The 20,819-nt window shown below is 60.9% G+C and carries 16 protein-coding genes; 6 read left to right on the top strand and 10 right to left on the bottom strand.

Annotation, left to right across the window (positions count from 1 at the left end):
- Positions 1-20: 20 nt before the first annotated feature.
- The 3 genes from rraA to ppsA form a co-directional block, all read right to left on the bottom strand.
- Positions 21-512 carry a ribonuclease E activity regulator RraA gene (gene rraA / locus PDR5_RS09005; protein WP_064594678.1) on the bottom strand — a complete coding sequence of 164 codons (492 nt, stop codon included), beginning with the start codon at positions 510-512 and terminating at the stop codon, positions 21-23.
- A gap of 226 nt (positions 513-738) precedes the next feature.
- The gene (locus tag PDR5_RS09000; RefSeq protein ID WP_064594675.1) at positions 739-1,728 is read right to left on the bottom strand and encodes an alpha/beta fold hydrolase; all 990 of its coding nucleotides are present in this window, start codon (positions 1,726-1,728) and stop codon (positions 739-741) included.
- A 98-nt stretch (positions 1,729-1,826) separates the two neighbouring features.
- Entirely contained in the window at positions 1,827-4,202 is a 2,376-nt protein-coding gene (gene ppsA / locus PDR5_RS08995; protein ID WP_011333246.1) for a phosphoenolpyruvate synthase, read from the bottom strand.
- Positions 4,203-4,376: 174 nt separating this feature from the next.
- Between ppsA and ppsR the strand changes: the two genes are divergently transcribed.
- The gene (ppsR, locus tag PDR5_RS08990; protein WP_007951980.1) at positions 4,377-5,195 is read left to right on the top strand and encodes a posphoenolpyruvate synthetase regulatory kinase/phosphorylase PpsR; all 819 of its coding nucleotides are present in this window, start codon (positions 4,377-4,379) and stop codon (positions 5,193-5,195) included.
- A 134-nt stretch (positions 5,196-5,329) separates the two neighbouring features.
- Here the strand turns inward: ppsR and prpD are convergent, their stop codons facing one another.
- The 6 genes from prpD to PDR5_RS08960 all read right to left on the bottom strand — a co-directional run bounded on the left by prpD (position 5,330) and on the right by PDR5_RS08960 (position 13,804).
- Complete coding sequence (gene prpD, locus PDR5_RS08985) at positions 5,330-6,814, bottom strand: 2-methylcitrate dehydratase (protein ID WP_064594673.1); 1,485 nt, start codon at positions 6,812-6,814, stop codon at positions 5,330-5,332.
- A 308-nt stretch (positions 6,815-7,122) separates the two neighbouring features.
- Positions 7,123-8,313, bottom strand: coding sequence for a 2-methylaconitate cis-trans isomerase PrpF (gene prpF / locus PDR5_RS08980; protein ID WP_064594670.1), 1,191 nt, complete (start codon positions 8,311-8,313; stop codon positions 7,123-7,125).
- A 54-nt stretch (positions 8,314-8,367) separates the two neighbouring features.
- Positions 8,368-10,962, bottom strand: coding sequence for a Fe/S-dependent 2-methylisocitrate dehydratase AcnD (gene acnD, locus PDR5_RS08975; RefSeq protein WP_064594668.1), 2,595 nt, complete (start codon positions 10,960-10,962; stop codon positions 8,368-8,370).
- 61 nt (positions 10,963-11,023) lie between these two features.
- Positions 11,024-12,151 carry a bifunctional 2-methylcitrate synthase/citrate synthase gene (prpC, locus tag PDR5_RS08970; RefSeq protein WP_064594667.1) on the bottom strand — a complete coding sequence of 376 codons (1,128 nt, stop codon included), beginning with the start codon at positions 12,149-12,151 and terminating at the stop codon, positions 11,024-11,026.
- Positions 12,152-12,194: 43 nt separating this feature from the next.
- Positions 12,195-13,085, bottom strand: a complete 891-nt coding sequence (prpB, locus tag PDR5_RS08965; RefSeq protein WP_007951973.1) for a methylisocitrate lyase — start codon at positions 13,083-13,085, stop codon at positions 12,195-12,197.
- Complete coding sequence (locus PDR5_RS08960; protein ID WP_169432611.1) at positions 13,082-13,804, bottom strand: GntR family transcriptional regulator; 723 nt, start codon at positions 13,802-13,804, stop codon at positions 13,082-13,084. Before PDR5_RS08960 ends, prpB begins: the two co-directional genes overlap by 4 nt.
- 300 nt (positions 13,805-14,104) lie before the next feature.
- Between PDR5_RS08960 and rloA the strand changes: the two genes are divergently transcribed.
- The 4 genes from rloA to pabB all read left to right on the top strand — a co-directional run bounded on the left by rloA (position 14,105) and on the right by pabB (position 18,783).
- Entirely contained in the window at positions 14,105-14,641 is a 537-nt protein-coding gene (gene rloA / locus PDR5_RS08955) for a retropepsin-like aspartic peptidase RloA (RefSeq protein ID WP_011333239.1), read from the top strand.
- 5 nt (positions 14,642-14,646) lie between these two features.
- Entirely contained in the window at positions 14,647-16,182 is a 1,536-nt protein-coding gene (gene rloB / locus PDR5_RS08950; protein WP_039769978.1) for an osmotic stress tolerance membrane protein RloB, read from the top strand.
- Positions 16,182-17,168 (top strand): alpha-L-glutamate ligase-like protein, encoded by a 987-nt coding sequence (locus tag PDR5_RS08945; protein ID WP_064594665.1) that lies wholly within the window; start codon positions 16,182-16,184, stop codon positions 17,166-17,168. Before rloB ends, PDR5_RS08945 begins: the two co-directional genes overlap by 1 nt.
- Before the next feature lie 271 nt (positions 17,169-17,439).
- A complete protein-coding gene (pabB, locus tag PDR5_RS08940; RefSeq protein ID WP_064594663.1) occupies positions 17,440-18,783 on the top strand; it encodes an aminodeoxychorismate synthase component I in 1,344 nt (447 codons plus the stop codon).
- A gap of 52 nt (positions 18,784-18,835) precedes the next feature.
- Here the strand turns inward: pabB and thrH are convergent, their stop codons facing one another.
- Positions 18,836-19,453: a bifunctional phosphoserine phosphatase/homoserine phosphotransferase ThrH gene (thrH, locus tag PDR5_RS08935; protein WP_064594661.1), complete on the bottom strand. Its 618-nt coding sequence runs from the start codon at positions 19,451-19,453 to the stop codon at positions 18,836-18,838.
- 162 nt (positions 19,454-19,615) lie between these two features.
- Here thrH and PDR5_RS08930 point away from each other — a divergent pair, with 162 nt between their 5' ends.
- Positions 19,616-20,350: a phosphoadenylyl-sulfate reductase gene (locus PDR5_RS08930; protein WP_007960132.1), complete on the top strand. Its 735-nt coding sequence runs from the start codon at positions 19,616-19,618 to the stop codon at positions 20,348-20,350.
- Positions 20,351-20,819 lie beyond the last annotated feature (469 nt).

The following is a 20,819-nucleotide window of genomic DNA, read 5'->3' as shown; positions in this document are numbered from 1 at the left end:
ACCCCTGTGGTTACCGCGATTTATTCAGGCATTTTCAGCGGGCTTGGCGAGATGATCACGCCATTGTTGTCCGCATAGATGTACTGGCCGGGATGGAAAGTGACACCCGCAAACGTCACCGGGACGTTGAGGTCGCCGAGACCGCGTTTTTCAGTCTTTTTCGGATGGCTGGCCAGGGCCTGAACGCCGAGATCGGTCTGGGCGATGACGTCCACATCACGGATGCAACCGTAGATCACCAGCCCTTCCCAACCGTTTTTCGAGGCTTTCTCGGCGATCATGTCGCCCAGCAGTGCGCAGCGCAGGGAACCACCACCATCGACCACCAGCACCTTGCCGTTGCCCTTGAGCTCGGCTTGCTCCTTGACCAGCGAGTTGTCTTCGAAGCATTTGATGGTCACGATTTCGCCGCCGAACGAATCACGGCCGCCGAAATTGCTGAACATCGGTTCCAGCACCTGAACCAGCTCCGGATAGGCGTCGCACAGGTCAGGCGTAAGGTAATGGTTCATCGAAAAACTCCTGTAACAAGGAAGACGATCAAGGATGTCGCACTCTTTTGAAACGAGTTCCGGCGGTCGCTGTTTACCTTAGACCATGTCATGGTCGCTGAACGAACCTGAACACAGGCTGAAACGTAATAGCGAAACAGTCACTAAATATGACCAGAACCGTCCAATGCGTCATATCTTAGCCGCAAGCCGACGCGAACGAAATGCCCTTTTCAGGGCGCCGCGTTCAGACCGCTGCCGCCAGATCCGGCTTCTCGCCAAGCAATGGCGCGTGCTGATCTGCCAGCCAGCGCGCCACCAGCGGCCAGACCTCGGCCTGTGCCGCTTTGCTGACCAGCATCTCGACATGCCCGAACTGATCGTTGAAACCCTGCTCACGGCCCAGGTTGATGAACTGCTTGTGCTCGGAGCCAATCTGTTCGAACAGTTTCCTGCAGGCCCAAGCAGGATCCTGATGATCCCCCGCCGCGCTTACCGCCAGCACTGGGACCTGCACGTCGGCAAGACCTGCCCACCAATCCTTGTCCTTGTCGCCGAAACGCCCGAACAGTCCGTACCAGCGCATGCTTTCCAGCGCCAGGCCGATCGGCTCGTCCTCGGGGCCGCGCTTGAGTCGCGAGCCGGACAACTGGGCAAAACGCTTGAGAATGAAGCGCCCGCTCCACTCCACCGGCGGAATCTTCAGCGGCCAGTACGTGCGGCTGACCTGCGTGCCGAAAAACGCCGCCGACGCCACCGCCGGCTCACCGAGGTATTCGCCGCCCAGCGCGGCCGCCAACGTGATGCCACCCAGCGAGTGGCCGATCCAGTGCGGAATCTGCCCGCTCTGCTCACGGACGAACGCGGCAATCGCCGGCAGATCGTAACGGGCATAGTCGGCGACGCGGTTGCGGCGGTAGTCCTCGTTGCGCTGGGACAGACCGTGACCGCGCATTTCCGGGATCCACACATCGAAACCCAGACGCGTCAGATACGCGCCCAGACCCAGGCCCTTCGGCGAGAACCAGAAGCGCCGATTGGAAAAACTGCCGTGCAGCAAGATCACTGGCACGCCGCGCGACGCCGGCTCATCGGCCATGCCGAGGCGGGTCACCGCGATTTCCACGGACCAGTCAGGGCTGTTGCCCGGTTTCAAACGATAAACGTCTTCGCTCAGATCACCGCGTCGCTCGGCGCTGATCAGGGCGACAGGAAATAGGTTGCTGCTGCTTTGCATAATGCTCTTGCACAAAAAAGGGCGGCATCCGGAGAGCTCGCCCTACTTCAATCTTAAAGCCCCGACCCGGTTCAACGGGCCGGGGCTTCATTCACGGCTTATTCCGCCGCCTGGCCTTCGGCAAGGAAGAACCAGGTTTCCAGCACGGTGTCCGGGTTCAGCGACACGCTTTCGATGCCCTGCTCCATCAGCCACTTGGCCAGGTCCGGGTGGTCCGAAGGGCCCTGACCGCAGATGCCGATGTACTTGCCGGCCTTGTTGCACGCGGCAATCGCGTTGGCCAGCAGCTTCTTGACCGCCGGATTACGCTCGTCGAACAGGTGCGCGATGATCCCGGAGTCACGGTCCAGACCCAATGTCAGCTGAGTCAGGTCGTTGGAGCCGATCGAGAAACCGTCGAAGAATTCGAGGAATTCTTCAGCCAGGATCGCGTTGGATGGCAGTTCGCACATCATGATCACGCGCAGGCCGTTGTCGCCACGGGCCAGGCCGTTTTCGGCAAGCAGATCCACCACCTGGCTGGCTTCGCCGAGAGTACGGACGAACGGCACCATGATTTCGACGTTGGTCAGGCCCATCTCGTTGCGCACGCGCTTCAGCGCACGGCACTCGAGTTCGAAGCAGTCACGGAACGATTCGCTGATGTAACGCGAAGCGCCACGGAAGCCCAGCATCGGGTTTTCTTCTTCCGGCTCGTACAGTTTGCCGCCGATCAGGTTGGCGTATTCGTTGGACTTGAAGTCCGACAGACGCACGATGACTTTCTTCGGAGCGAACGCAGCGGCCAGGGTGCTGATGCCCTCAACCAGTTTCTCGACATAAAAACCGACCGGATCGTCGTAACCGGCGATGCGTTTGTCGACGCTTTCCTTGATGTCCTGCGGCAGGCCGTCGTAGTTCAACAGCGCTTTCGGGTGCACGCCGATCATGCGGTTGATGATGAATTCCAGACGGGCCAGGCCCACACCAGCGTTCGGCAGCTGCGCGAAGTCGAAGGCGCGGTCCGGGTTGCCGACGTTCATCATGATCTTGAACGGCAGCTCCGGCATGGCGTCGACGGAGTTCTTCTTGATGTCGAAACCCAGTTCGCCTTCGAAGATGTAACCGGTGTCGCCTTCGGCGCAGGACACGGTCACGCCCTGGCCGTCCTTCAGCAGTTGGGTGGCGTTGCCGCAACCGACGACGGCCGGGATTCCCAGCTCACGGGCGATGATCGCCGCGTGGCAGGTACGGCCGCCACGGTTGGTGACGATGGCGCTGGCGCGCTTCATGACCGGTTCCCAGTCCGGGTCGGTCATGTCGGAGACCAGCACGTCGCCCGGCTGGACCTTGTCCATCTCGGAGACGTCCTTGATGATCCGCACCTTGCCGGCACCGATGCGCTGGCCAATGGCACGGCCTTCCACGAGCACGGTGCCGGTTTCTTTCAGCAGGTAACGTTCCATGACGTTGGCCTGGGTGCGGCTCTTCACGGTTTCGGGACGGGCCTGCACGATGTACAGCTTGCCGTCGTCACCGTCCTTGGCCCACTCGATGTCCATCGGGCAGCCATAGTGCTTCTCGATGATCATCGCCTGCTTGGCCAGCTCGCTGACTTCAGCGTCGGTCAGGCAGAAACGCGCGCGCTCAGCCTTGTCGACATCAACGGTTTTCACGGAACGACCGGCCTTGGCCTCGTCGCCGTAGATCATCTTGATGGCCTTGCTGCCCAGGTTGCGCCGCAGGATCGCCGGGCGACCGGCTTCCAGGGTGCCCTTGTGGACATAGAATTCGTCCGGGTTCACCGCGCCTTGTACAACGGTTTCGCCCAAACCGTAGGCGCCGGTGATGAACACCACGTCACGGAAGCCGGATTCGGTATCGAGGGTGAACATCACGCCGGCGGTGCCGGTTTCCGAACGCACCATGCGCTGCACGCCAGCCGACAGGGCGACCAGCTTGTGGTCGAAGCCCTGGTGTACGCGGTAGGAAATGGCACGGTCGTTGAACAGGGAAGCGAACACTTCCTTGGCCGCGCGAATGACGTTTTCCACGCCACGGATGTTCAGGAAGGTTTCCTGCTGACCGGCGAACGAAGCGTCCGGCAGGTCTTCGGCGGTGGCGGAGGAACGCACGGCCACGGCCACGTCAGGATTACCGGCCGACAACGCGGCGAACGCGGTGCGGATCTCGGTGTTCAGTTTTTCAGGGAATTCGGCTTCCATGATCCATTGGCGGATCTGGGCGCCGGTCTTGGCCAGGGCATTGACGTCATCGACGTCCAGCGCATCGAGGGCCTTGTGAATCTGATCGTTCAGACCGCTCAGTTCCAGGAAGTCGCGATAGGCTTGCGCCGTGGTGGCGAAGCCGCCGGGGACCGAAACACCGGCACCGGCCAGGTTACTGATCATCTCGCCCAGGGATGCGTTCTTGCCCCCCACATGCTCAACATCGTGTTTGCCGAGCTTATCGAGGGAAACTACGTACTCTACCAAGGTGATCTCTCCACTAACTGTGTTGGAAAAGCTCAGAAACCGGCGGCTCGGGGGAGCGTTGGCCGGCTGTATGGCCTGGACCTGGAAAATAAGTGAGAATGCGGGCCAATGGCGGCCGACAAATCGCGCCTATCATATCCAGAAATGCTCATTAGCTTAAGGCCCAAGGTGCAAATGAAACGATCTGCTTTCTTTATCTCCGATGGCACCGGCATCACCGCCGAAACCCTGGGTCAAAGCCTTCTGGCGCAGTTCGAAAACATTACCTTCAGCAAATTCACGCGCCCCTACATCGACAGCGTTGAAAAAGCGCGGGCCATGGTACAACAAATCAACAAAGCCGCTGAAACCGACGGTTTCCGGCCGATCATCTTCGACACCATCGTCAATCAGGACATCCGTGAGATTCTCGCAACCTCCAATGGTTTCATGATCGACATTTTCTCGACGTTCCTCGCCCCGCTCGAACAGGAACTGACCGAGCATTCTTCCTACACCGTCGGCAAATCCCACTCCATCGGTCATAACTCCAATTACATGGAGCGCATCGAAGCGGTGAACTTCGCTCTGGACAACGACGACGGCGCCCGCACCCACTATTACGACAAGGCCGACCTGATACTAGTGGGCGTGTCGCGTTGTGGTAAGACGCCGACGTGCCTGTACATGGCGATGCAGTTCGGCATCCGCGCGGCCAATTACCCGCTGACCGAAGACGACATGGAACGCCTGCAACTGCCGGCCGCCCTGCGCGCCCACCAGCACAAGCTGTTCGGCCTGACCATCGACCCGGACCGCCTCACCGCGATCCGCAACGAACGCAAGCCCAACAGCCGTTATTCGAGTTACGCCCAGTGCGAGTTCGAAGTGCGCGAGGTGGAAAACCTGTTCCGCCGCGAGAACATCCCGAACATCAACTCCACGCATTTTTCGGTGGAAGAAATTTCCGCGAAGATTCTCGTGGAAAAAGGCGTGGAGCGACGCTTCAAATAGCTCTGCGGTGTCTGATCTGACGCCTTCGCGGGCACGCCCGGCTCCCACGGGTGTCGTGGCGTTTGCAAAAACTGCATCCGATACAAAACCCTGTGGGAGCGTGGCTTGCCCGCGAAGAACGATAACGCGGTCCCTCAGATCACAAACAAATCGACAAACCGGTTCACCGGCGTGGCTTCAAGCCGCGCCTGATCCTTGCACAGCGCAAGAATCTCCCCGCTGCGCTGTCCGGTGAAGCGGGTCGCCAGATTTGCCCGGAATTTGTCCTCCAGCAACGGAATGCCCTCGGCGCGACGCCGGCGATGGCCGATCGGGTACTCCACCACCACGTTTTCCGTGCTCGAACCGTCCTTGAAAAACACCTGCACCGCATTGGCGATCGAGCGTTTGTCGGCCTCCAGGTATTGGCGGGTGAAACGCGGATCTTCGACGATGACCATTTTTTCGCGCAGCACATCGATGACCGGATGGGCCTTGTGGAAATCATCCTCGTACTGCTCAGCCACCAGATTGCCGAACGCCAGCGGCACGGCGGTCATGTACTGGAGGCAGTGATCGCGATCGGCGGCGTTGGCCAGCGGCCCGACCTTGGAAATGATGCGAATCGCCGATTCGTGTGTGGTGATGACGATCCGGTCGATCTCATGCAGACGATTGCGCACCTGCGGATGCAGGGTCACGGCGGCTTCGCAGGCGGTTTGCGCGTGGAATTCGGCGGGGAAGCTGATCTTGAACAGCACGTTTTCCATCACGTAACTGCCGAACGGCCGGGAGAAGCTGAAGGCGCGTTTGTCTTCAGGCTTGAGCGCCAGATCGTTGTTGGTGTGGCTGAACAGAACGTCGTAAAAGCCCCACTGCTTGGCACTCAAGACGCCGGGAATGCCCATTTCGCCGCGCATCGCGATATCCGCCAGCCGCACGCCCCGGCTCGACGCATCCCCCGCCGCCCAGGATTTTCGCGAACCGGCGTTCGGCGCATGGCGGTAAGTGCGCAACGCCTGACCGTCGGCGAACGCATGGGACAACGCCGATAACAGCTGCTCACGGTTGGCGCCCATCAGTTTGGCGGTCACGGCAGTCGAGGCCACTTTCACCAGAATGACGTGATCGAGGCCTACACGATTGAAGGAGTTTTCCAGGGCGATCACGCCTTGAATCTCGTGGGCCATGATCATGGCTTCGAGTACATCGCGCACGGTGAGCGGCGCTTCACCGCTGGCCAGACGTTTTTGCGACAGGTGATCGGCCACCGCGAGAATCCCGCCGAGGTTATCCGACGGATGGCCCCATTCAGCGGCGAGCCAAGTGTCGTTGTAATCGAGCCAGCGCACGATGCAGCCGATGTCCCACGCCGCTTTTACCGGGTCGAGGCGATAGGAGGTGCCAGGGACTCGGGCGCCGAATGGGACGACGGTGCCTTCAACGATTGGGCCAAGGTGCTTGGTGCATTCGGGGAAACGCAGGGCCAGCAGACCGCAGCCCAGCGTGTCCATCAGGCAGTTGCGGGCGGTGTCGAGGGCTTCGGTGGATTCGATTTTGCAGGTGAGGACGTAATCGGCGATGTCCTGCAGGACACGGTCGTAGTCGGGGCGGTTGTTCAGGTCGACGTTGGCGCTCATTGCGGTTCTCCTGGTGGGGAATGATGAGTGGTGGGGTCTTCCTCAGGGGCTGGTTGGTTTTTTTGTTTAGAGCAGATCGTGGGTGTCTGCTTTGGGGTGTTTCTTCAGTTGGATTGTTGCCCTCACCCTAGCCCTCTCCCGGGGGGAGAGGGGACCGAATGGGGGATGTTCAAAAGCTACGCCGACCTGAAAGTGCTTTGCCGAATCCATAATCGCCACGATTTTTCAGGTCGATGTATCCCGCAAGACACCTCGGTCAGCTCCCTCTCCCTCCGGGAGAGGGCTGGGGTGAGGGCATCGATTCTGGATCAGAAAGAGTCGCCAGGCACGCGGACGAAGCCCTCCATCAGGACGCGCGCACTACGGCTCATGATCGCCTTCTTCACCACCCACTCACCATTCTCCAGGCTAGCTTCTGCGCCAACACGCAACGTCCCGGACGGATGCCCGAACCGCACTGCATTGCGCTCAACACCACCCGCCGCCAGATTCACCAAAGTGCCGGAGATAGCTGCTGCGGTGCCAATCGCCACCGCCGCCGTCCCCATCATCGCGTGGTGCAGCTTGCCCATCGACAACGCCCGCACCAGCAAATCCACATCCCCGGCGCCAATGGCTTTGCCACTCGATGCCACGTAATCCGCAGGCTTGGCAACAAACGCCACCTTCGGCGTGTGCTGACGCTTGGCCGCTTCATCCAGACTGGAAATCAGCCCCATGCGCAAAGCACCGTAGGCACGAATCGTCTCAAACATCTGCAACGCTTTCGGATCGCTGTTGATCGCGCTCTGCAGTTCGGTGCCGGTGTAACCGATGTCTTCGGCGTTGACGAAGATCGTCGGGATACCCGCGTTGATCATGGTCGCCTTGAACGTGCCGACGCCCGGCACTTCCAGTTCATCGATCAGGTTGCCGGTGGGGAACATGGAACCACCGCCGCCCTCTTCTTCCGCCGCCGGGTCCATGAATTCGACCTGGACTTCGGCGGCCGGGAAGGTTACGCCGTCGAGCTCGAAATCACCGGTTTCCTGGACTTCGCCATTGGTGATCGGCACGTGGGCAATGATCGTTTTACCGATGTTGGCCTGCCACACGCGAACCACCGCCACGCCGTTGTGCGGAATGCGGCTGGCGTCCACCAGACCATTGCTGATGGCGAACGAACCGACCGCCGCCGACAGGTTGCCGCAGTTGCCGCTCCAATCCACGAACGGCTTGTCGATGGACACCTGACCGAACAGGTAATCGACGTCGTGATCGGCCTTGATGCTTTTCGACAGGATCACGGTTTTGCTGGTGCTGGAGGTGGCGCCGCCCATGCCGTCGATCTGCTTGTCGTATGGGTCGGGGCTGCCGATGACCCGCAGCAGCAGCGCATCGCGGGCCGGGCCGGGAATCTGCGCGGCTTCGGGCAGATCCTTGAGGCTGAAAAACACGCCTTTGCTGGTGCCGCCACGCATGTAGGTGGCGGGGATTTTTATTTGCGGTGCGTGAGCCATGGTGCTCCTTAACGAAGACATGGGACTTGAAGTCCCATGCCCACATCAGTTGATTTAAACGGCAACCGCCGACTCTTCGAGGAAGTCTTGGGCAAAGCGCTGCAACACGCCGCCGGCCTCGTAGATCGACACTTCTTCAGCGGTATCCAGACGGCAGGTCACCGGCACGTCGACGCGTTCACCGTTCTTGCGATGGATCACCAGCGTCAGGTCGGCGCGCGGCGTGCGCTCACCGATCACGTCGTAGGTTTCGCTGCCGTCGATGCCCAGGGTCTTGCGGTCGGTGCCCGGTTTGAACTCCAGCGGCAACACGCCCATGCCCACCAGGTTGGTGCGGTGAATGCGCTCGAAACCTTCGGCGGCAATCGCTTCCACACCCGCCAGCCGCACGCCTTTGGCCGCCCAGTCGCGGGACGAACCCTGGCCGTAGTCGGCGCCGGCGATGATGATCAGCGGCTGCTTGCGTTCCATGTAGGTTTCGATCGCTTCCCACATGCGCATCACTTGGCCTTCCGGCTCGACGCGGGCCAGCGAGCCCTGCTTGACCTTGCCGTTTTCCACGACCATTTCGTTGAACAATTTCGGGTTGGCAAACGTCGCGCGCTGCGCGGTCAGGTGGTCGCCACGGTGGGTCGCGTAAGAGTTGAAGTCCTCTTCCGGCAGGCCCATTCTCGCCAGGTATTCGCCGGCGGCGCTGTCGAGCATGATCGCGTTCGACGGCGACAGGTGATCGGTGGTGATGTTGTCCGGCAGCACCGCCAGCGGGCGCATGCCCTTGAGCGGGCGCGCCCCGGCCAGCGCGCCTTCCCAGTACGGCGGACGGCGGATGTAGGTGCTCATCTCGCGCCAGTCGTACAGCGGCGCAACTTTGGGGCCGGTGTCTTCATGGATGGCGAACATCGGGATGTAGACCTGACGGAACTGCTCGGGCTTGACCGAAGATTTCACCACCGCGTCGATTTCTTCGTCGCTCGGCCAGATGTCTTTCAGGCGGATTTCCTTGCCGTCGACCACGCCCAGCACGTCTTTTTCGATGTCGAAACGGATGGTGCCGGCAATCGCGTAGGCCACCACCAGCGGCGGTGAAGCGAGGAACGCCTGCTTGGCGTACGGGTGAATCCGCCCGTCGAAGTTACGGTTACCGGACAGCACAGCGGTGGCGTACAGATCGCGGTCGATGATTTCCTGCTGGATCACCGGATCCAGCGCGCCGGACATGCCGTTGCAGGTGGTGCAGGCGAAGGCGACGATGCCGAAACCGAGTTGCTCCAGCTCTGTGGTCAGTCCCGCTTCATCGAGGTACAGCGCCACGGTTTTCGAACCCGGTGCCAGCGACGACTTGACCCACGGCTTGCGGGTCAGCCCAAGCTTGTTGGCATTGCGCGCCAGCAGGCCGGCGGCGATCACGTTGCGCGGGTTGCTGGTGTTGGTGCAACTGGTGATGGCGGCGATGATCACCGCGCCGTCGGGCATTTGCCCCGGCACGTCTTCCCACTGACCGGCGATGCCTTTGGCTGCCAGATCCGACACCGCCACGCGGGCGTGCGGGTTGCTCGGGCCGGCCATGTTGCGCACCACCGAGGACAGATCGAAGGTCAGGCCGCGCTCGTATTGCGCGCCTTTCAGGCTGTCGGCCCACAGGCCGATCTGCCTGGCGTATTGCTCGACCAGCTGCACTTGCTGGTCTTCGCGACCGGTGAGTTTCAGGTAATCGATGGTCTGCTGGTCGATGTAGAACATCGCCGCCGTGGCGCCGTATTCCGGGGCCATGTTGGAGATGGTCGCGCGGTCGCCGAGGGTCAGCGCCGAAGCACCTTCGCCGAAGAACTCCAGCCACGCGCCGACCACTTTCTGTTTGCGCAGGTATTCGGTCAGGGCCAGCACCATGTCGGTGGCGGTGATGCCCGGTTGCAGCTTGCCGGTCAGTTCGACGCCGACGCTTTCCGGCAGGCGCATCCACGACGCGCGGCCGAGCATCACGCTTTCGGCTTCCAGACCACCGACACCGATGGCGATCACGCCCAGCGCATCGACGTGCGGGGTGTGGCTGTCGGTGCCGACGCAGGTATCCGGGAATGCCACGCCGTCGCGCACCTGAATCACCGGCGACATTTTCTCCAGGTTGATCTGGTGCATGATGCCGTTGCCCGGCGGGATCACGTCGACGTTCTTGAAGGCCTTCTTGGTCCAGTTGATGAAGTGGAAGCGGTCTTCGTTGCGCCGGTCTTCGATGGCGCGGTTCTTCTCGAAGGCCTGCTTGTCAAAGCCGCCCGCTTCCACCGCCAGCGAGTGGTCGACGATCAGTTGCGTCGGCACCACCGGGTTGACCTGCGCCGGGTCGCCGCCCTGCTGGGCAATCGCGTCGCGCAGGCCGGCCAGATCCACCAGTGCGGTCTGGCCAAGAATGTCGTGGCACACCACGCGGGCCGGGAACCACGGGAAGTCGAGGTCGCGTTTGCGCTCGATCAGTTGTTTCAGGGAATCGGTGAGCGTGGCCGGGTCGCAGCGACGCACGAGGTTTTCCGCCAGCACGCGAGAGGTGTACGGCAGGGTGTCGTAGCTGCCCGGCTGGATCGCATCGACAGCCGCACGGACGTCGAAAAAGTCCAGCGGCGTGCCAGGCAGGTTCTTGCGAAATTCTGTGTTCATCGGTCAGGACTCGGTCACGGTAGTTTCAAAGAGGGGGCGCCTGTGCCGGCGCCCTCCCCGGTCAGCGCTGTTCGATGGGCACGAACTTGCGCTGTTCGACGCCGGTGTACTCGGCGCTTGGACGGATGATGCGGTTGTTGGCGCGCTGTTCGAATACGTGCGCCGCCCAGCCGGTCAGGCGCGAGCAGACGAAGATCGGGGTGAACAGCTTGGTCGGGATGCCCATGAAGTGATATGCCGAGGCATGGTAGAAGTCGGCGTTGGGGAACAGTTTCTTTTGCTCCCACATGGTCTTGTCGATGGCTTCGGAAACCGCGAACAACACCTTGTCGCCGACTTCGTCGGCGAGTTTTTTCGACCAGCCCTTGATCACCTCGTTGCGCGGATCGCTGTCCTTATAGATCGCGTGGCCGAAGCCCATGATCTTGTCCTTGCGCTCGAGCATGCCGAGGGTGCCCTTGATCGCCTCTTCCGGCGACGAGAAGCGCTCGATCATTTCCATCGCCGCTTCGTTGGCGCCACCGTGCAGCGGGCCGCGCAAGGAACCGATGGCCGCCGTGACGCAGGAATACAGATCGGACAGGGTCGAAGCGCACACCCGAGCGGTGAAGGTCGAGGCGTTGAATTCGTGCTCGGCGTAGAGGATCAGCGAGACGTTCATCACCTTGACGTGCAGTTCGCTCGGCTTCTTGTCGTGCAGCAGGTGCAGGAAGTGGCCGCCGATGGACTGCTCGTCCGTCACGCAATTGATGCGTTTGCCGTCGTGGCTGAAGCGATACCAGTAGCACATGATCGCCGGAAAGGCGGCCAGCAGACGGTCGGTCTTGTCGCGTTGCTCGGAGAAGTCTTTTTCCGGCTCGATATTGCCCAGGAACGAGCAGCCGGTGCGCATCACGTCCATCGGGTGGGCGTCGGCGGGGATGCGTTCCAGCACTTCCTTGAGCGCTTGCGGCAGGTCGCGCAGCTTGCTGAGTTTGTTCTGGTAGTCGGTGAGCTGTGCCTGGGTTGGCAACTCCCCGTAAAGCAGCAGGTACGCCACTTCTTCAAATTGTGCGTCGGCTGCCAGTTCGCGCACGTCGTAGCCGCGATAGGTCAGCCCGGCACCGGCCTGGCCCACGGTGGACAGCGCGGTTTGCCCGGCGACCTGGCCCCGGAGCCCGGCGCCACTGAGTACTTTTGCTTCGGCCATTGTTGTCTCCAATCTTGAATTTATTAGGGAGTACGGTTGCGGCTTACTTCTTCGCCGCAAACAACGCGTCGAGCTTCTGCTCGAAGGTGTGGTAATCGATGCGATCGTAGAGCTCCATGCGAGTCTGCATGGTGTCGATGACATTCTGCTGAGTGCCGTCGCGGCGGATCGCGGTGTAGACGTTTTCCGCAGCCTTGTTCATCGCGCGGAACGCCGACAGCGGGTACAGCACCAGCGACACGTCGGCACCGGCCAGTTGCTCGGTGGTGTACAGCGGCGTCGAGCCGAATTCGGTGATGTTGGCCAGGATCGGCGCCTTCACGCGGCTGGCGAACAGTTTGTACATCTCCAGTTCCGTGATGGCTTCCGGGAAAATCATGTCGGCGCCGGCCTCGATGCACGCGGCGGCGCGATCCAGTGCCGATTCCAGGCCCTCAACGGCCAGCGCGTCGGTGCGCGCCATGATCACGAAGCTGTCATCGGTGCGGGCATCGACGGCAGCCTTGATGCGATCGACCATTTCCTGCTGGGTCACGATCTCTTTATTAGGACGATGGCCGCAGCGCTTGGCGCCGACCTGGTCTTCGATGTGAATCGCCGCCGCGCCGAACTTGATCATCGACTTGACGGTGCGCGCCACGTTGAACGCCGAGGCGCCGAAACCTGTGTCCACGTCCACCAGCAGCGGCAGGTCGCAGACGTCGGTGATGCGGCGCACGTCGGTCAGCACGTCATCCAGGCCGGTGATGCCCAGATCCGGCACGCCGAGGGAGCCGGCAGCCACCCCGCCACCCGACAGGTAGATCGCCTTGAAACCGGCGCGCTTGGCCAGCAGCGCGTGGTTGGCATTGATCGCCCCGACCACTTGCAGCGGATGTTCGCTGGCGACCGCATCGCGGAAACGCTGGCCTGGAGTGCTCTTGTTGGAACTCATGACTCACCTCGTTCAGTGGCTGTCTTATTGTCGGCGCCGTCCTGGTAATGACGGGCGATGTTGCGTTTCGAGGCGCCGATGTGACGGCGCATCAACAATTCCGCGAGCTCGCCGTCACGGTCGGCGATGGCATCGAGAATCCGGTGGTGTTCGGCAAAGGCCTGGCGCGGGCGGTTGGGCGTGGTGGAAAACTGGATGCGGTACATGCGCACCAGTTGATAGAGCTCGCCGCAGAGCATTTGCGTGAGGGTGCGGTTGCCGCTGCCCTGGATGATCCGGTAGTGAAAGTCGAAATCGCCTTCCTGCTGGTAGTAGCCGACACCGGCCTGGAACGCTGCATCGCGTTCGTGGGTTTCCAGCACCCGGCGCAGTTCGTCGATTTCTTCGACGCTCATGCGTTCGGCCGCCAGACGGCAGGCCATGCCTTCGAGGGACTCGCGGATTTCGTAGAGTTCGAGCAATTCGGCGTGGCTCAGCGACACCACCCGCGCACCGACGTGCGGTACGCGCACCAACAGGCGCTGGCCTTCCAGACGATGGATCGCCTCGCGCAGCGGCCCGCGGCTGATGCCGTAGGTGCGCGCCAGTTCCGGCTCGGAGATCTTGCTGCCCGGGGCGATCTCGCCTTTGACGATGGCCGCCTGGATGCGTCGGAAGACGTTTTCCGAGAGCGTCTCGGAATCGTCGCCGCTGATCACCGGGGGATCGAGTTGATCCAGCATATTGTCGACACCTTCAAATCCAATGCGGCAAAAACTAGCGAATCAACCCGCATCAGTCAAAGGATAAATAGAGATTGTCGACAATCGTCTAATAAGCCTGCGTGTCAGCCCCAAGGGTTATAGACCGGCCCCGGCGCTGGCGCCATAAAACCACCGTGCTAGAATGCCGCCCGCATTTGCGAGTCATTTGCACGGCTTGTCATAAAAAGCTGATAGGCACACGAAGGCGCATGGGCAGACAGGATTTCCTGATGCCATGGCCCTGAACCGAGAACGGAACGCTGCTCGCCAGGATTTATGAGACTCAAGCCCTTCCCCACATTCTTTGCACTGTTTTGCCTGCCCGGCCTTGCTGCGGCGGGGGAAAAGACCGTGTACGGCCTCAACGAATACGCTGCCCTCGACGGGATCAACCTGGAAGTGGCGGCGAAACTCGACACCGGGGCGAAAACCGCCTCCCTGAGTGCCCGCGACATCAAACGCTTCAAACGCAACGGCGAGTCCTGGGTACGTTTCTACCTGGCCATCGACGCCGCGCATTCGCACCCGATCGAACGGCCGCTGGCCCGGGTCAGCAAGATCAAGCGCCGCGCCGGCGACTACGACCCGGAAGAAGGCAAGAAGTACACCGCCCGCCCGGTGATCGAGCTGGACATCTGCATGGGTTCGGCAATGCGCAGCATCGAAGTGAACCTGACCGACCGTAGTGCGTTCCAATACCCGCTTTTGATCGGCTCCGAGGCGCTGAAACGCTTCGATGCGCTGGTCGATCCCAGTCTTAAATACGCTGCCGGCAAACCCGCCTGCGCCATCGCCGCTCATACCGCCGAGTAATTTCCATGCGTTCTCTAACCTTCCACCTGAAAGTCCTGATCACCATCCTGGTGTTGCTGGGCGTTTCGGTTACGGCCTATCAGATTTTCGTGCTCGGCATCCCGGTGACCGAAGACGCCACCGACGACCTGTGGAACATCGACGCCAAGGTCGAGTTCGTCGCCAGCACCAAGGATCCGGTGAAGATCCAGATGTTCGTGCCGCCCCTGAGCCGCGATTACGTCAGCCTCAATGAAAGCTTTATCTCCAACAACTACGGGGTGGCGGTCAACCGCGTCGACGGCAATCGCAAGGTCACCTGGTCGGCGCGCCGAGCCAAAGGCAACCAGACGCTTTATTACCGTCTGGTGCTGACCAAGCGTTACACCGCCGAAAAAACCAAGGTCAAAGGCCCGACGTTCCGCGACAGCATGGCCATCGAAGGCCCGGAAAAGATCGCCGCCGAAGCCTTGCTCGCGCCGATCCGTCAGCACTCGGCCGACGTCGAGACCTTCATTGGCGAGGCGATCAAACGCGTCAACAACGTCAACGACGACAACGTGAAGCTGCTGCTGGCCGGCGATCCGTCGACGCCGCACAAAGCCAAAATCGTCGAGCTGCTGCTGTCCATCGCCCACGTGCCGGTGGAGAAAGTCCACACCATCCGCCTTGTCGCCGATCAACCGCAAACCCCGGAACTGTGGCTGCGCAGCTTCAACGGCACCGACTGGCTGTACTTCAACCCGGAAACCGGCGAGCAAGGCCTGCCGACTGACCGCCTGCTGTGGTGGAGCGGTGATGAAAACCTGATCACCGTCGACGGCGGCAAGAAAGCCAACGTGACCTTCAGCCTGAACAACAGCGAGATGAACGCGATTCGTCTGGCCAAGCTGACCGACGAAAACACCGACGCCAACTTCCTCGAATACTCGCTGTACGGCCTGCCGCTGCAAACCCAGCAAACCTTCATGATCATGGTGATGATCCCGATCGGCGTGCTGGTGATCCTGATCCTGCGCAACCTGATCGGCCTGCAGACCCTCGGTACATTCACGCCGGTGCTGATCGCCCTGGCCTTCCGCGAGACGCAACTGGGCTTCGGCATCCTGCTGTTTACCGTGATCACCGCGCTCGGGTTATCACTGCGCTCGTATCTGGAACACTTGAAGCTGCAAATGCTGCCGCGCCTGTCGGTCGTGCTGACGTTCGTAGTGGTGCTGATCGCGGCGATCAGCCTGTTCAGTCACAAACTCGGCCTGGAGCGCGGTCTGTCGGTGGCGCTGTTCCCGATGGTGATTCTGACCATGACCATCGAACGCCTGTCGATCACCTGGGAAGAACGCGGTGCCAGCCATGCCATGAAAGTGGCGATCGGCACGCTGTTCGCGGCGTCCCTGGCGCACCTGATCATGACCGTTCCGGAGCTGGTGTACTTCGTGTTCACCTTCCCGGCGATTCTGCTGATTCTGGTGGGTTTCATGCTGGCCATGGGTCGCTATCGCGGTTATCGCCTGACTGAACTGGTGCGTTTCAAGGCTTTCCTGAAGAAGGCTGACGCCTGATGTTCGGTTTCTGGAAGACCTGGAAGGCCCTGGAAGCCCGGGGCATCATGGGCATCAATCGGCGTAACGCGGACTACGTGCTCAAGTACAACAAGCGCAGCCTGTACCCGATCGTCGATGACAAGATCATCACCAAGGAACGCGCGATCGAGGCCGGCATTCATGTGCCGGAACTGTATGGCGTGATTTCCACGGAAAAGGAAATCGACAAGCTCGGCGAGATCATCGGCGGGCGCAACGACTTCGTGATCAAGCCGGCCCAGGGCGCCGGCGGTGACGGCATCATCGTCATCGCCGACCGTTTCGAGGGCCGCTATCGCACGGTGTCGGGCAAGATCCTTGCCCATGAAGAGCTGGAGCATCATATCTCCAGCATCCTCACCGGCCTGTATTCGCTGGGCGGGCACCGCGACCGGGCGCTGATCGAATATCGGGTGACCCCGGACCAGATCTTCAAGAGCATCAGCTACGAAGGCGTGCCGGACATCCGCATCATCGTGCTGATGGGCTACCCGGTGATGGCGATGCTGCGGCTGCCGACCCGCCAATCCGGCGGCAAGGCCAACCTGCACCAGGGCGCCATCGGCGTCGGTGTTGACCTGGCCACCGGCCTGACCCTGCGCGGCACCTGGCTGAACAACATCATCACCAAACACCCGGACACCACCAACGCGGTGGACGGCGTGCAACTGCCCTACTGGGACGGTTTCATGAAGCTCGCCGCCGGTTGCTATGAGCTGTGTGGTTTGGGGTACATCGGCGTGGACATGGTGCTGGACCAGGAGAAAGGCCCGCTGATTCTGGAGTTGAATGCGCGGCCGGGGCTGAATATCCAGATTGCCAATGATTGCGGGCTGACATTGCGCACCCATGCGGTGGAAGCGCATCTGGAAGAGCTCAAGGCGCGTGGTGTGACTGAAACGGTTGAAGAGCGGGTGGCGTTTGCTCAGGAGTTATTTGGGCATATTCCGGCGGTCGAGGGCTGAAGCTCAGAAGCAAAAAGCACCCTCACCCCAGCCCTCCCGAAACGTCGGACCGCCCGGAGGGAGAGGGAGCCGACCGTGTGGATTATTCGAGTTACATCGACCTGAATTACCGAGTCGAACTTAAGTTTTGAAAAGCATAGAGATCTGCTCCCTTTCCCCCTCGCCCCCTTGGGGGAGAGGGCTGGGGTGAGGGGGTAGGCTTTTGACTTTGATCTGGCATCGGAGAGGACTACAATCCCCACCCCGCCTCGATGGCCGATCTGCCCCGCCCATGTTGACCTGTTTCGTACACCCGCTGCCCTACCGCGCCAACCCCGCCGACTATTTCTCGGCCATCCGCCATGCGCCCGGCGCCGTGCTGCTCGACAGCGGCCGCCCGAGTGCCGACCGTGGCCGTTATGACCTGCTCAGCGCCTGGCCGTTGGCACAACTGGCGGTGTTGCCGGACGAACGCGGCGACGATTTCCTGCAACGTCTGCGGGATAATCTGACCCGGTTGGGCGACGCGCAATTGCCCGATGAGTACGAATTGCCCTTCGCCGGCGGCCTGATCGGTTACCTGAGCTACGACTTCGGCCGGCATCTGGAAAACCTGCCGAGTCAGGCCCGGGATGATCTGCAATTGCCCGATGCGCGTTTTGGTCTGTACGACTGGGCACTGATCAGCGATCACCAATCGGCCACCAGCCAACTGGTGTTTCACCCCTCGGTCAGCGCCAGCGAAAAACAACGGTTGATCGATGTATTCAGCCAACCGGTGGGCACGGAACTGACGCCGTTCAAGCTGAACAGCCGGATGGCAGCCGATCTCTCGGCAGATGAATACCGTCAGGCGTTCGAACGCATCCAGCATTACATCCAGGCCGGCGACTGCTATCAGGTCAATTTCGCCCAGCGTTTCCGCGCGCCGTGCCAGGGCGATCCATGGCTGGCCTACTGCAAATTGCGCGAGGCCTGCCCGACGCCGTTTTCCGGGTTCCAGAGCCTGCCCGACGGCAATGCAGTGCTGAGCCTCTCGCCCGAGCGTTTCGTCAAAGTCAGCCAGCGTCAGGTGGAAACCCGCCCGATCAAGGGCACCCGTCCTCGTGGTGCGAACCCGACCGAAGACGCGGCGAACGCCGCCGAACTGCTGGCCAGCCCCAAGGATCGTGCGGAAAACCTGATGATTGTCGACCTGCTGCGCAACGACCTGGGCCGCACCTGCCGCATCGGCTCGGTGCGGGTGCCGGAGTTGTTCAGCCTGGAAAGCTATCCGAACGTGCATCACCTGGTCAGCAGCGTAACCGGTGAACTGGCGGCGGATCGCGACGCCCTGGACCTGATTGCCGGCAGCTTCCCCGGCGGCTCGATCACCGGCGCACCGAAGATTCGTGCGATGCAGATCATCGACGAACTGGAGCCGACCCGACGCGGCTTGTATTGCGGTTCGTTGCTGTACCTGGACGTGCGCGGCGAAATGGACAGCTCTATCGCGATCCGCAGTCTGCTGGTGAAGGATGGACAGGTGTGCTGCTGGGGCGGTGGCGGGATCGTCGCCGATTCGGACTGGCAGGCGGAGTATCAGGAATCGATCACCAAAGTCAGAGTCCTGCTCGAAACCCTGCAAAACCTTTAACCGTTGATCGTTCCCACGTCGAACCGTCCGCGTGGGAACGATCATCAGGTGGCTAAAGGGATAAGTCGCGGTTCGAGGCTTTGAGGAATTCCTGCTTCAACTCGGCAAACGTATGCACCGCCGGAAACTGCGGAAACTCGCGAATCACGTTGTCCGGCGCGTGGAACAGAATTCCCGCATCCGCTTCGCCGAGCATGCTGGTGTCGTTGTAGGAATCCCCCGCCGCAATCACCCGGTAACACAGGCTCTTGAAGGCCAGGACCGACTGACGTTTCGGATCTTTCTGACGCAACTGGTAGCTCGTCACCCGACCGCTGTCATCGGTAATCAGTCGGTGGCAGAGCAAGGTCGGGAAGCCCAGATGACGCATCAGCGGCTGGGAAAACTCGTAGAAGGTGTCCGACAGAATCACCACCTGGAAACGCTCGCGCAGCCAGTCAACGAACTCCACCGCGCCGTCCAGCGGCTTGAGCGTGGCGATCACTTCCTGAATGTCCGAAAGTTTCAGGCCATGCTCGTCGAGGATACGCAGGCGCTGCTTCATCAGCACGTCGTAGTCGGGAATGTCCCGGGTGGTGGCCTTGAGCGATTCGATTCCGGTTTTTTCGGCGAAGGCGATCCAGATTTCCGGTACCAGCACCCCTTCAAGATCAAGACAGGCAATTTCCACAGGACACTCCATTTGTAATGTTTATTGAGCCGAGCGAGCCCGAACTCTAGCGGCTCGACCTGGAGCGCGCAACGCAGAGGCCGCCCCGGCGCGCGTTGCTTTTTGTTACCATCGCCGCCATATAGAGCGCCCAGCGCCACCGACCTGTAGGAAGCCGCCCTGATGAGCCCAACGTTCGACGTCGTGGAACTCGCCACGACCTATGCCAACAAATCCGCGCAGGACATCCTCAAACTCGCGTTCGCCGAGTTCGGCGATGACCTGTGGATATCTTTCAGCGGCGCCGAGGATGTGGTGCTGGTGGACATGGCCTGGAAGCTGAACAAGAACGTCAAGGTGTTCAGTCTCGACACCGGCCGCCTGCATCCGGAAACCTACCGTTTCATCGATCAGGTGCGCGAGCACTACAAGATCGACATCGAACTGGTCTCGCCGGACTACACGAAACTCGAACCGTTCGTGAAGGAAAAAGGCCTGTTCAGCTTCTACAAGGACGGTCACGGCGAATGCTGCGGGATCCGCAAGATCGAGCCGCTGCGCCGCAAGTTGTCCGGCGTCAAAGCCTGGGCCACCGGCCAGCGCCGCGATCAAAGCCCTGGCACCCGCAGCGCTGTGGCGGTGATGGAAATCGATACAGCGTTCTCCACCCCGGAGCGCACCCTGTACAAGTTCAACCCGCTGGCGCAGATGACCAGCGAGGAAATCTGGGGCTACATCCGCATGCTGGAGCTGCCGTACAACAGCCTGCATGAACGCGGTTTCATCAGCATCGGCTGCGAACCGTGCACCCGCCCTGTCCTGCCGAACCAGCACGAACGTGAAGGCCGTTGGTGGTGGGAAGAAGCGACCCAGAAAGAATGCGGGTTGCATGCCGGGAATATCATCAGCAAGGCATAAGCATCGCTGTTGCCCCGTGGGAGCAAGTCAGCTCCCACAGTGTTCACCGCCCGTCTTGAAAAATGTGTACACACGAATGTCACCATCGGTGCCATTTATGTGTGCACTTTTCGTTTCTGCGCCCTGAAAAGTTACATCAAGCTCCAAAAACACTCCCTCTCAGCGCCCGTCAAAATCCCTCCCGAAAAATAAATACCTGTTCGAACGGTCAATTTATATCGCCCGTATTTCAACGACTTGGCTCGCCTCAATAACTTTTCGAAATCAGCGATGGTTTTCATAGATCGTCGGCTGGCACAGATCTGGCTTTAGTGCATACATGTTTTGTATACAAAACCGCAAAACATGAACCCACACTTTCGATCCGCAAGCCTGAAGCGCCCTATCCCGTACAGGCTGCAGATGCCCCGAAACCAGTGATGTTTTCACCGCCGCGACGAAGATCTGCCGAGCCCGAACGCTCATGCAC

Source organism: Pseudomonas sp. DR 5-09 (genome assembly GCF_001655595.1).
Lineage (GTDB): Bacteria > Pseudomonadota > Gammaproteobacteria > Pseudomonadales > Pseudomonadaceae > Aquipseudomonas > Aquipseudomonas pharyngis.
This window is presented reverse-complemented; position numbering and strand designations above follow the sequence as displayed.

Excerpts from the sequence above, each read along its gene's own strand:
- prpD (WP_064594673.1), bottom strand. The coding sequence starts at position 6,814 with ATGAGCGCCAACGTCGACCTGAACAACCGCCCCGACTACGACCGTGTC.
- PDR5_RS08930 (WP_007960132.1), top strand. The coding sequence starts at position 19,616 with ATGAGCCCAACGTTCGACGTCGTGGAACTCGCCACGACCTATGCCAAC.
- rraA (WP_064594678.1), bottom strand. The coding sequence starts at position 512 with ATGAACCATTACCTTACGCCTGACCTGTGCGACGCCTATCCGGAGCTG.
- prpF (WP_064594670.1), bottom strand. The coding sequence starts at position 8,313 with ATGGCTCACGCACCGCAAATAAAAATCCCCGCCACCTACATGCGTGGC.
- rloA (WP_011333239.1), top strand. The coding sequence starts at position 14,105 with ATGAGACTCAAGCCCTTCCCCACATTCTTTGCACTGTTTTGCCTGCCC.
- rloB (WP_039769978.1), top strand. The coding sequence starts at position 14,647 with ATGCGTTCTCTAACCTTCCACCTGAAAGTCCTGATCACCATCCTGGTG.
- PDR5_RS09000 (WP_064594675.1), bottom strand. The coding sequence starts at position 1,728 with ATGCAAAGCAGCAGCAACCTATTTCCTGTCGCCCTGATCAGCGCCGAG.
- pabB (WP_064594663.1), top strand. The coding sequence starts at position 17,440 with ATGTTGACCTGTTTCGTACACCCGCTGCCCTACCGCGCCAACCCCGCC.
- prpC (WP_064594667.1), bottom strand. The coding sequence starts at position 12,151 with ATGGCCGAAGCAAAAGTACTCAGTGGCGCCGGGCTCCGGGGCCAGGTC.
- acnD (WP_064594668.1), bottom strand. The coding sequence starts at position 10,962 with ATGAACACAGAATTTCGCAAGAACCTGCCTGGCACGCCGCTGGACTTT.
- PDR5_RS08945 (WP_064594665.1), top strand. The coding sequence starts at position 16,182 with ATGTTCGGTTTCTGGAAGACCTGGAAGGCCCTGGAAGCCCGGGGCATC.
- prpB (WP_007951973.1), bottom strand. The coding sequence starts at position 13,085 with ATGAGTTCCAACAAGAGCACTCCAGGCCAGCGTTTCCGCGATGCGGTC.
- ppsR (WP_007951980.1), top strand. The coding sequence starts at position 4,377 with ATGAAACGATCTGCTTTCTTTATCTCCGATGGCACCGGCATCACCGCC.